Below are 10,003 nucleotides of genomic sequence, written 5' to 3'. Positions count from 1 at the left end.
TCCTCAAAGTCGGCGAAGGTCGCTCCCTTGAGCGGAACACCCTCGTCCGCAGGAATCATCCGATCCAACTCCGCCTGAAATACCGCCAGAATCCGAGCCCGAGCTTCCGAACGTGTGCTACGCGCCGCCATGACCCATGTCCTCCTTGAAACCCCCAACTCCGGCCGTCTTCCATGACGGCCAGCCAGCATCATACCAAAAACGCCCGCCTAATGTGTCACGGACCCGAGTCGCTGGGCTGGCCGGAGGCGTACTTGACAGCCTCGTGGGGACCCGTTAACATGAAGTTATATCCTAGCGGCTGGCCGGAGACGTACGGCGACGACCGACACGGGCCGCGATCGTCATATCACCACGACCGCCGCATTCATCCCCGAATCGCTCTGTATAAGAGGTGAGCACCATGAGGAGCTGCCTTGGCCTGATCACCGTTCTGGTTGTGGGCTCGGTCGCGTCTGCTCAAGCCGAATTGGCCCTGTTTGCCCGCTACGATTGGCAGGATGGAGCGAAAGACGTCAGCGGATCGCCTTATCATCACGATGGTGTTCTGGATCCCGGAGCCACCGTGAGCGGCGGATGGCTCACGGTCAGCAGCTGGTCCGGCGTCGAGCTGGGTGAGATGCCGGAACTCGACAGCGCGCGGCAGGTGCTGTTGCGGTTTGAAGACGTGAGCTTCGACGAGCCCGCGAATTATGGCGTACTGGCGGGAGGCGGTTTGTGGTGGGTGGCCGTGCACTTCCGGTCGCCGCCGCACGAGGAGGAGACCGACCTGGTCTTTAACATTGGCGGGTGGGAAGCGGTCGTCGCGGGGCTGGGCGAGTTCACCGTCACGCTTCCTGGCCTGGTGCCGCATTTCGACAGCATCGAGTATCGCTATGACGGGACCGCGTTGCCGAACCAGCGCGTAGCCATCCGGTGGGATGGCGGCGATTGGGTGGTCGGGGGCTGGACCGAGGACGTGTACGCGATGTTCCCCCACGGCGAGAGCGTGCGCATCAACGACGGCGCCCGGGCCGATTGGGACCCGATGGGGGTGACGCTGGGGACGATCTCGTTCTACAGCTACCAGGCATTCGAGCCGCGCGCGTGCTACGTGGACGACAATGCGCCCGACGATCGGGGGGCCGGCGACCCCGAGACCAGCGACCCGGCCGAAGACGGTTCGGCGGAGCATCCGTTCGACGCCATCCAGGAGGCCATCGACGCAGCCCATGACGGCGACACAGTTCTGGTGGCCGATGGGACCTACACGGGGAATGGCAACCGCGACCTCGATTTCAGAGGCAAGGCCATCACCGTGCGTTCGCGGAACGGGGCGGCGGAGTGCGTCATCGACTGCGACGGCAGCGCGGAACGGCCGCACCGGGGCTTCTACTTCCACAACCGGGAAACCGAGAGCGCGGTGCTGGAGGGATTCACGATCAAGAAGGGTTTCTTGGACGGGCCTGGTTGGGAGGATCGGCTTGGCGGCGGCATTTTGGTGCTATATGGATCTCCGGTGATTAGGAAGTGCCGGCTGACGGACAATACGGCGTCCTGGGAAGGCGGCGGGATCTACTGCCGCGAGCGCGCGGTCGTGCAGGAATGCGTGATCACAGGCAATCGGGCCGGGTCCGGGGGCGGTGTGTACGCTGGCGTGGGGTCTCCGCTGATCCAGGGCAACGTCATCTCTAGGAACGTGGCCGAGCAGGAAGGTGGCGGCGTCGTCTGCTTTGAGCGGACGCGCGTGCTCGGCAACACCATCACGGAGAACCGCGCGGCGACCGGCGGAGGTATCTCGTCCTTCGAGGACTATCCCGCTTCGATCATCAACAACACCATTAGCTACAACTGGGCGGACCAGGCCGGCGGCGGCATCAGCCTGTCGTGGGACAACGACACGCTGGTCTTCGGCAACCTGATCGTAGGCAACGGGACGGATGGCCAGGGCGGTGGGATCTGGCTGGCCACCGATCCGGCCGACATCGTGAACAACACCATCTTGGGCAACCGGGCGGCCGCGGGCGGCGGGATTTACGGCGGCTGGGCTCGGGTGGTCAACTGCATCATCTGGGGCAACGGCGATGACATCGATTTCTGGGCGGATGGGCCGTATGGTCAGTGTTCCGTCGCGTATTCCTGCATCCAGGAAGAGGTACCCGGCGAGGGCAATATCTACCAGGATCCGGGTTTTGTCGATGCGGATCCCGACACCGGCGATTACCGCCTGCGGCCCGCATCGCCGTGCGTGAACGCGGGGCGGACGGCCTCGGTGTCGCCGGACGCGTTGGATCTGGATGGCGATGGCGATCTTGCCGAAATGATGCCGTTCGACCTGTTGGGCGGCCCGCGCGTGAGCGGGTCGGGCGTGGATATGGGGGCGTACGAGCGCCCGCCCGAGGACCACGCGGGGATGAAGTTCGTGGATGATGATGCCCCGCACGATCCGGGCCCGGGTGATCCTACGCTCAGCGATCCCCTGGAGGACGGCTCGCCGGAACACCCGTTCGACGCGATTCAGGAGGCCATCGACGCGGCGGTGCCCGGCGACACGGTGGTGGTAGCGGACGGGACCTATATGGGGAACGGCAACCGGGACATCGATTTCAGAGGCAAGGCCATCCTGGTGCGTTCCGAAAACGGCCCGGACTGGTGCACGATCGACTGCCAAGGCACGGCCACCGCACCGCATCGCGCGTGCCTCTTCAACCACGCGGAGACGGCGGGCGCCGTGCTGGATGGCTTCACCATCACTCACGGCTACGCCGCCGGCTTCTTCCCGGCGGGCCATGGCGGGGGCGTCCTGTGCGACGGGGCTTCGCCCACCTTGATCCGTAATGTGATCACCGGCTGCGAGGCCAGCGGCGGCGGGGCCATCGCCTGCGTAAACGGCGCGGCCCCCGCTATGACCGCGAACGATATCGTTGAGAATGTGGGCTTCAGCGGCGGGGGAGTTTACAGCACGCATTCGGCCCCGGTCATAACGGGCAACCGGGTCCTGAGGAACCGCGCGAACCAGGACGGCGGCGGCATTGCCGCCCACTATGGCACGGCCACGGTCACGGCCAATGAGATCGCCGACAACTCCTGCCCAACCAACGGCGGCGGCATCGACACGCTCCTACTGGCCTCGCCTCGTATCGTCGGCAATACCATCCTCCGGAACTCGGCCGGGTGGTCGGGCGGAGGCGTCTACTGTTACGAGAATACCGGGACGGCCATCGTGAACAACCGGGTGGAATCCAACCACGCCGACGGACGGGGCGGCGGCATCTATACGGTGAACGATCCGTCTCCGCCGCTCGTGGCCAACAACCTCATCGCCCGGAATTCCTCCGACCTGGACGGCGGCGGCCTATACTGCTACGACTCCTCACCTCGGGTGATCAACGACACCATCGTGGCCAACAGTGCGGCGGCTAAAGGCGGCGGGCTCAGCGCCTGGTACGGCTCTGAGGTGACGGTGGCGAATTGTATCCTGTGGGATAACGCCGCAACGGGCGGCGCGCAGATCGCCGTCGCGTACTACGGCAGCACGCCGTCCAGGGTGAGCGCTGCGCACTGCGACGTGGAGGGCGGCCGTGGGGCAGTCCTGGTCGAGGGCGGCTGCGTGTTGACGTGGGGTGATGGCAACCTCGAGGCCTACCCTCTTTTCGTTGCGCCCGGCGTCGCTCATGCGCTGGCGGCGGATTCGCCCTGTATCGATGCCGGCAACACGTCGGCACTGCCTGCCGATGAAGTCGATCTTGACGGCGATGGGGACCTGTCCGAGCCATTGCCGTTCGATTTGACGGGCAGGCCGCGCGTCAGCGGCACGCGGGTGGACATGGGGGCGCACGAGCAAGCCGCGGACTGCAACCGCAACGGCGCCCCCGATGACGAGGATATTGCTGCCGGGACCAGCCGGGACTGCAACCGGAACGGCGTGCCCGATGAATGCGATGTCGGTCCGGCGACGATGCTGTGGTCCGGCCCCGCCCCGATCGCGACGGGCGCAGGGCCGTTCTCCGTCGCAGCGGACGATCTCAACGACGATGGTCACTTAGATCTGGCCGTGGCCTATTGGGGGACGTGGAACGGGACGACGTATGCAGGCCCTGGGGTGACTGTGCTGATCAATCAAGGCGGAGGACTGTTCACGTCAGCCAACTACCCCACGGGGGACAGGCCGGAGTCGGTGGCGATCGCGGACTTCAACGAAGACGGCAAGCCTGACCTGGCCACCGCTGATGCGGGTTCACAAAGCCTCTCGCTGCTGGCCCAGCAACCCACGGGATGGTTCTACCGCGTGGCCAACATTAACGTGGGAGCCGGGCCGCACGCCGTGGCGGCGGGAAACCTGGACGGCATCTACCGCCCTGAATTCGTCGTGGGGCACAGCAATGGCCTGACGATCTTCACTTACGTCGACGGGCGGGGCTATGGGCCGAGCGGGCACTACCTAGTGGGCGTGGAGGTTGACTCCGTGGCCCTGGCCGATCTGAATGGCGACGACGCCCAGGACATCGCCACGGCCAGTCAATCGGCCACTGCCGTGCACGTGTTGTTCAACGGGGGCCACGGCACCTTTGGCGAACCGGTTGCGTACACGAACGGCGTCGATGAGGCGCAGCATGCCAGCGCGGCCGACCTGGATGGCGACGGTGACGTGGATCTGGCGGTGGCCGACCAAGGCGCCGATGCGGTCCTGGTCATGCTCAACCAGGGTGGCGGCGGGTTTGCTCCTCTACGGGCTTACGGTCTCGGCGAGTCGGCGTCACCGCGGGGGACCGCGGCAGCCGATTTCGACGGTGACGGAGACCTCGACCTGGCCGTCGCCAACATTGCCACGAACAGCCTGTTGGTGCTGCGGAACCGGGGCGACGGCGGTTTCGACGGGTCCGTGAGCTTCGACGCCCAGGTCAGCCAGTGGTCCGTTGCGGCCGCCGATCTTGACGGTGATGGCGATGCGGACCTGGCCGTCGTGGGACCTCCAGACGCCGGGCAAATCCTCTGGAACGAGACGGTGGCGGCGGCCAGCCGTGACTGCAACGGCAACGGAGTGCCGGACGAATGCGATCTGGCCGGTGGCGCCAGCCACGACTGCAACGAGAACGGCATTCCCGACGAGTGCGACATCGCCTCTGGGCGATCGAGGGATGGTGACCGCGATGGCGTGCCGGACGAGTGCGAGCCGCCCTGCCCGGCGGAGCGCTTCCTGCCTGACGGCTATAGCCCGCGCGTCCCAATGACGGTCAGGGTTGCGGCCCGGCCCGGCCGGGAGGTGGCGGTTTATGCGGTGGAGGACACGCCCCCGGCCGGGTGGCCGGTTGGAGCGGTTAGCGATGGCGGGGGATTCGATGCGGGCACTGGCAGGGTGAAGTGGGGCCCCTTCTTCGACCATGAGGCGCGCGAGCTGGCCTATGAAGTGACTCCACCCGCAGACGCTAAAGGGATGCGGTGCTTCGGGCCCGGCGCGATCAGCCTCGATGGCCAGAGCCAAGCTTTCTGCGGCAGCGAGTGCGTAGGCCCATGCCCAACGCATCCGGCTGATAGGGACGAGGACTGGCGGCTGGTGATGGACGAGGTGACCGGCTATGGGGCCTGCTGGAAGCGCGGATGCACCTGGCCGGTGCCGCCGAATCCGATCCCGATCGGCTACGTGACGCGAGCCGGCGCGATCTGGAGGCTGGGCGAAACCTATTGTTGCGACGTCACCCAGCCGTTGCCGCTCATGTGGTTCAACTGTGTGCCGGGCGAAAGCGATTCGCCGGCTCCGCCCGGAGCGGCTCCTGCCCCGGCGGGGATAGGACCTGCGATGCGGTCCCTGCAGGTGGACGAGGCGGGCACGCTGGTGGTGAATATCACGGTGAGGCAGGCGGACGCGGCGGCGTATGCGCTCGAAGAGAGACCGCCGGCCGGCTGGATTGCGAGCCAGATCAGCCACGCCGGTACATCGGATCCGGCCGCCGGAGTGATCCGCTGGGGGCCGTTCATCGACGGGCAAGCCCGCGTCTTGAGCTATACGCTAGCGCTGCCGGCGGGACAAGCCGCTGGAGGCAGTTTCGTGGGAGTCTACTCCGCTGACGGCGTGGATGGAGCGGTGGGCGGCATCGAGTTCATTCCAGGATTCGCGCCGGCCGACTTCGACCGCGACCGCGACGTGGATGCCGACGACCTCGCGCATTTGAAGGCCTGCCTGAATGGCGCGACGGTCATGCAGAACGATCCGCGCTGCCGCAGCACGGACCTGGATGGCGACGGCGATATCGACCAATCCGACTTCGGCATCTTCCAGCGGTGTTACACTGGAACCGGAAACCCTGCCGACCCGGACTGTGCCGGTTGAGAGAAGTTGATCTCGGTCGCAGTACCGCTTCCCGGCTTTCCACGTCGCTTCCGCAGAAAGAAAAGCACCCCCCGCATCGCGGAGGGCAATGCACTCGTCTTCACTCCAACTCCTCGCCGTCCTTCTCTTCCACCATCGCCACGAACGCCTTGAGCAGGCAATACACCGCCAGCGGTATCTCGTTCCTGCTGAAGCTCCCGGACGATTTCCACGTTCCGTCCTTGTCCTTATATCTTCGTTCCACGGTGGCCTTCAGGAGATTGACCTTCCTGCCGTCTACCGTCGCTTCGTTTTCCCACAATGCGCTGGATACGCTGCCCGCGCTGAACTTCTTTATTGGTGCCATTTTCTTCATCTCCGAGGCATGTCATCTTGTGTGACCAGCCTCTTCTCGGGCAACGGAAGAGGCTGGCGAGCGTCCGTTTTTTCCCGGTTCGTGCGCGGCTATACTGGCAAGCGAGGTGCTGCATGGACATTCAGAAACCGGATGCGTCGGAAGAGGAAAAGCAGTTCGCCCTGCTCATCGCCATGGTCGTCAGGAATGCCATGGAGGACTTTCACCATGAGCACCTGACCGACGAACAGATGAAGGGGCTGAATCCCATCATCCGCAACGCCATCTGCACCGCCCTGCACGCGTTCAATCACTACAGCAGCGAGCCCGCAGCGAGACGGTTCATCGACTACCACATGCGCATGGTTCCGAAGTACTGGGAGTTGCCCGAGCTCCTCGCGGGTTACATGGACATGTGGGACAAGGACCGCTTCGGAGGCTGGACGCCCGACTGAACAGCGGCAACGGCAGTCCCTTCCTCAATGCCGTTCGCCGGCTTCCTGAAGACGACGCAATACTCATGCCGGATGGGCACATCCTCGAGCTCACCGTACTGCTTCCGGTCACTCGTGCAGTTATGCTGGACCTTGATGATGACGCTGCGAATCTCGCCGTGAGGGAAATTGAGCACGTCCTTGATGATGGCCGTGTACCTGCCCTGCCGGCGGACATCGCCGATGAGGATTGCCAGGCGCCCACCGGGTCGCAGTGCGTCATAGCACCGTTTCAAGCACAGCATCAGCAGCTCACGGAACTGCTCGTAATCCTCAATGCAGCTCAAGTCGCCCGGCGCATCGCTGTATCGGATGATGTTCCAGTATGGAGGGTGCAGCCACAGGAAGTCGTACCGTCCAGGCAATTCCTGCCGCGTCAGGTCGAACCCCTCCCGCAGGTCACCGCCCCAGAACTCGATGCCAGCCTTCTTGTACTGGTTGAGGCCGGCAATCACGTCGCGCGTCGTTCCCGAGCCGACCATCGGGTCGGCCACCCGCCTCGCGCCGTACCGCAGCACCAGATTCTTGAACAGCCGGCCGTCGCAGTTGCCCCGATACCGCGAGTCGCCCCAAAGTGAGCATCGCGTCGGATACGACACCACCGACGTCATGCCCTCGTCCTCGGCGTACACGTCGTAGAAGCCGTCCCCGAGCCGGTCGAGCAGCCCGTCTGCCACAGCCTCAGACAGCCGCGCCCGAATCGTGTGCTCGGGCGTCCCGGGCTTGTCCCGTAAAACCTCGATGTGCAGTTCCCGGATATGGCTGGCTCCCTGCTCGTCAACGAGCTCAAGCAGCAGTGTCCTGATGGATGTCATGTTGTGCCTCCCCCAGCCAAGGCGGCCAGGCCTCGTAGAGCGGGACTGGGCGCCGACACCAACAGCGACGCCGACGTCGACCAGGACGATTTCGGCCTCTTTCAGCGATGCTACGGCGGCACGGGCAAGCTGCCCGATCCGAACTGCGCGAACTGAAAGCCGAGCATAGAAACCCGTGGGGCAGGCAGGACTATCAAGTTCTGCTGACCCTGCGGGTTTGTCTTTTCACTCCACCCTATGCCTGCTGCCCCTTTCCGCATTCACCCATCCTGCCGAGGTTCTGGACAGGCTGTCCAGATCTTCCTGGCGCGGACAGGGAAGGTGATGGGGGTGGGGTTGAACTTCGGTGCCATAAATCGACTCGTCGGCGTTTATTCCCTTACGACTAGCCAGGTAGTTCACGTCTTTGGTTCCCACCCAGTCGCAAAAGGCTCTCGATTCTCCCGCCGATTGAGCGTGTATCCCACACGATCAATAGAACTTGATGACATCGTGGTCGTACTCGCGACGGTAACGTCTCCTCCTGGGTGCCGGGGGTACGACCTGTCGTCTCAGCTCGAAAGCCGCGATATCCTCGCGGTCGATCACATACCGAGGACGACCGTCTATTCGCGTGGCAACATTGACGGCCCGCAATTCACCGCTGCGAATCCAGCTGATCACCTTCTTGGCATCAACCCGAAATATGCGGGCGACTTCGGGAGGAGTTAACTTCTGGTGTTCCGTCATGGATCGGTCATTGCTCATCGCCCAGAGATTACAGCAACGAGGCGGCCAACGGAACGTGCCTTCATGCCCACCTCGGTGACTCTGTTACGCTTCTTGGAGAAACAGCCGCGTCCCCGTAGCATGTCTTCATGACCATGATTCCCGACCTGGTGATCGGCAATACCATCGACGACAGCGACTCCTATATGGTCTTCGACTTCGAGACTCCAGGTCTCGACTACCGCCGAGACAGAATTGTCCAAGTGGGGATCTGCCAAGTTGTCGATGGGAACGTTGCCGACGCTCAATCCTGGCTTGTGAATCAGGCAGTCCAGATTCCATCGGAAGCGACCCAGACCCACGGTATCACTACCGAGCGTATGATGGCAGACGGGATTCCTACCGAGGATTCGGTGAGGCGTCTGCTCACGTTCTTGGCACAGGCACGGGAATGTGTCGGCCATAATGTCCATCGGTTTGATGTGCTGTTCCTGACCGTGGAGGCAAGCCGATACGGCCTGGCGTGCCCGAGCTTCCGTGACTATGTCGATACTGCGGCCTTGTTCAAAGGATGGAAAGTCGGCATGCACAAGAGCCACGACATCTCGCACGAAGAGTATGCAAATCGAGTTCTCTCCATACCGGTGGCGGGCCTCAAGTACTCGCTTCCGGTTTGCATCGAGGAGTTGGGTATCGCGTTACCCACGGACAATCTGCACGACGCGGGCCGGGACTGCCACGCCACGCACTTGATCTACGAGGAGCTTAAGGGCATATCGAGGCAGTCGTGACACAACGATCAGTGCCGGCGGATATCACCGCTCGACCAAGGTCGCCAGCACCGGGTGTCGGTTCGGCTCGCTTAGCGAGATATAGCATGGGATGTCACCGTCAGTTCATTTGTGCAGGCTGTGGCTACCAAGCCGAGGTCTCCGGGGGACGTGACTCCGGCATGAGATCGTCCACGCAGACTATTCTCTGCGAAGACTGCAAGCGACTCATGGATGTGCTTGAGACCCTAATCGATGAGACGGGCAAGGAGAGCGAGGCTCACGCGCTGAAGTGCTACAGATCCAGCGGGCACCGCATTAAGGTCTGGAACCACCCAGGCCCATGCCCCAGGTGCGGGCAGACCATGACACGCGGTGAAGTGACCGTGATGTGGGATTGACCGTGAGGCTCATAGTGGCTGTGGCAAGAAACCAACTCAGGGAGAACCTAAGGGCCCGCAAAAGAATAACCTGAACAATTGTTGATAGGTTCGATCGCGTTGTTCCGATATTGGGTGGATGCAGGATGCAACAGTGATCGAACGGATTCGACGAATGTATCGCACGTTGTCGCC

The 10,003-nt window shown here is 63.4% G+C and carries 8 protein-coding genes; 5 read left to right on the top strand and 3 right to left on the bottom strand.

Features of this window, described 5'->3' with window-relative positions; genetic code table 11:
- Positions 1-403: 403 nt before the first annotated feature.
- On the top strand, positions 404-6,307 hold the full coding sequence (locus tag KA354_24570) for a VCBS repeat-containing protein (GenBank protein ID MBP7937827.1): 5,904 nt from the start codon (positions 404-406) through the stop codon (positions 6,305-6,307).
- Positions 6,308-6,407: 100 nt separating this feature from the next.
- On the opposite strand, the gene KA354_24565 is transcribed toward KA354_24570, so the two are convergent.
- Positions 6,408-6,653 (bottom strand): hypothetical protein, encoded by a 246-nt coding sequence (locus KA354_24565; GenBank protein ID MBP7937826.1) that lies wholly within the window; start codon positions 6,651-6,653, stop codon positions 6,408-6,410.
- A 122-nt stretch (positions 6,654-6,775) separates the two neighbouring features.
- Between KA354_24565 and KA354_24560 the strand changes: the two genes are divergently transcribed.
- Positions 6,776-7,096, top strand: coding sequence for a hypothetical protein (locus KA354_24560; protein ID MBP7937825.1), 321 nt, complete (start codon positions 6,776-6,778; stop codon positions 7,094-7,096).
- On the opposite strand, the gene KA354_24555 is transcribed toward KA354_24560, so the two are convergent.
- Complete coding sequence (locus tag KA354_24555) at positions 7,045-7,950, bottom strand: hypothetical protein (protein ID MBP7937824.1); 906 nt, start codon at positions 7,948-7,950, stop codon at positions 7,045-7,047. The genes KA354_24560 and KA354_24555 overlap by 52 nt on opposite strands.
- Positions 7,951-7,953: 3 nt before the next feature.
- On the opposite strand from KA354_24555, the gene KA354_24550 reads away from it, so the two are divergent.
- Positions 7,954-8,106, top strand: coding sequence for a hypothetical protein (locus KA354_24550; protein MBP7937823.1), 153 nt, complete (start codon positions 7,954-7,956; stop codon positions 8,104-8,106).
- Between the two features lie 315 nt (positions 8,107-8,421).
- Here the strand turns inward: KA354_24550 and KA354_24545 are convergent, their stop codons facing one another.
- Entirely contained in the window at positions 8,422-8,679 is a 258-nt protein-coding gene (locus KA354_24545; GenBank protein MBP7937822.1) for a helix-turn-helix domain-containing protein, read from the bottom strand.
- 128 nt (positions 8,680-8,807) lie between these two features.
- Here KA354_24545 and KA354_24540 point away from each other — a divergent pair, with 128 nt between their 5' ends.
- Both KA354_24540 and KA354_24535 read left to right on the top strand, forming a co-directional pair.
- Positions 8,808-9,449 (top strand): 3'-5' exonuclease, encoded by a 642-nt coding sequence (locus KA354_24540; protein ID MBP7937821.1) that lies wholly within the window; start codon positions 8,808-8,810, stop codon positions 9,447-9,449.
- A gap of 161 nt (positions 9,450-9,610) precedes the next feature.
- Positions 9,611-9,829, top strand: coding sequence for a hypothetical protein (locus KA354_24535; GenBank protein ID MBP7937820.1), 219 nt, complete (start codon positions 9,611-9,613; stop codon positions 9,827-9,829).
- The last annotated feature ends 174 nt before the right edge of the window (positions 9,830-10,003 follow it).

The organism is Phycisphaerae bacterium, from assembly GCA_018003015.1.
GTDB lineage: Bacteria > Planctomycetota > Phycisphaerae > UBA1845 > PWPN01 > JAGNEZ01.
This window is presented reverse-complemented; position numbering and strand designations above follow the sequence as displayed.

What these genes read in the sequence shown, in the direction of transcription:
- KA354_24570 (MBP7937827.1), top strand. Translation starts at nt 404, where the DNA reads ATGAGGAGCTGCCTTGGCCTGATCACCGTTCTGGTTGTGGGCTCGGTC.
- KA354_24565 (MBP7937826.1), bottom strand. Translation starts at nt 6,653, where the DNA reads ATGGCACCAATAAAGAAGTTCAGCGCGGGCAGCGTATCCAGCGCATTG.
- KA354_24560 (MBP7937825.1), top strand. Translation starts at nt 6,776, where the DNA reads ATGGACATTCAGAAACCGGATGCGTCGGAAGAGGAAAAGCAGTTCGCC.
- KA354_24555 (MBP7937824.1), bottom strand. Translation starts at nt 7,950, where the DNA reads ATGACATCCATCAGGACACTGCTGCTTGAGCTCGTTGACGAGCAGGGA.
- KA354_24545 (MBP7937822.1), bottom strand. Translation starts at nt 8,679, where the DNA reads ATGACGGAACACCAGAAGTTAACTCCTCCCGAAGTCGCCCGCATATTT.
- KA354_24540 (MBP7937821.1), top strand. Translation starts at nt 8,808, where the DNA reads ATGACCATGATTCCCGACCTGGTGATCGGCAATACCATCGACGACAGC.
- KA354_24535 (MBP7937820.1), top strand. Translation starts at nt 9,611, where the DNA reads ATGAGATCGTCCACGCAGACTATTCTCTGCGAAGACTGCAAGCGACTC.